This window comes from Phosphitispora fastidiosa (genome assembly GCF_019008365.1).
GTDB lineage: Bacteria > Bacillota > Thermincolia > Thermincolales > UBA2595 > Phosphitispora > Phosphitispora fastidiosa.
Window position 1 is genome coordinate 1 of sequence record NZ_JAHHUL010000055.1, and the last position, 804, is coordinate 804.

Below are 804 nucleotides of genomic sequence, written 5' to 3' on the forward strand. Positions count from 1 at the left end.
GCTAGAAGTCGGGAATAATTTCCCGACTTCTTCGCTCTCACAGAACCGTACGTACGGGCCTCGTATACGGCTCCTGATAAATCTCAGTCACTGTTATCTGTAGTGATGCAAAATGCCGACTTTATACTTTTCCAGGTTTATTAGACCAAGTTCATCGAACCATGCGTTTGGCAAGGCCATGCTTATTAGTGGGCTGGCTGAGTTCCTCCATGTGGTCATGGATATTTTCTCAAACGTGCCTTTATAGCCCCTCCTACGCAGCGTTTTATGTAACGCTTTCCATGTTTTCCATTCTTTCATCTTCTTCATCCGCAACCTTCGCCGTATCCATCCCATAAGCTTCCCTAAATGTTTTTGGCAATTAGCCACCCTAAAATAGTTGGCCCATCCCCGTAGTGTGGGATTTAGTTGCCGAACCATTTCTGCTACATTCATTCCATGATTCCTGGGAGTCATTTTCCTTATTGTTTCCTTGATAGCTTTTAGTTTCTTGGGATTAATGCCTAGATGCTTGGCGTAGATTACGAAGCCGAGGTAGGCCACTCCCTTTTGGTTATTCGTAAGGTGGGTCTTTTCTTTGTTAACCACTAATTTCAAGTTTCCTTCCAGGAAGCTTGTTGCTGTTTGCTGATATTGCTTAGCTTCTTGATATGTTCGAGCAAACAGCAGAATATCATCCGCATAGCGCACTATGCGGATGTTCATGCGCCTCATCTCCTGGTCAAACTCATCTAGGTAAATATTGGAAATTAATGGAGAAATGACTCCCCCCTGAGGGCTTCCAAGGTCTGTTTCCTCCCACAC

General features: G+C 44.5%; 1 protein-coding gene. It reads right to left on the reverse strand.

What is annotated here, in order from left to right; translation table 11 throughout:
* Positions 1-93: 93 nt before the first annotated feature.
* On the reverse strand, positions 94-804 hold a 711-nt coding region (locus Ga0451573_RS18900), incomplete at its 5' end, for a group II intron maturase-specific domain-containing protein (RefSeq protein ID WP_269438411.1).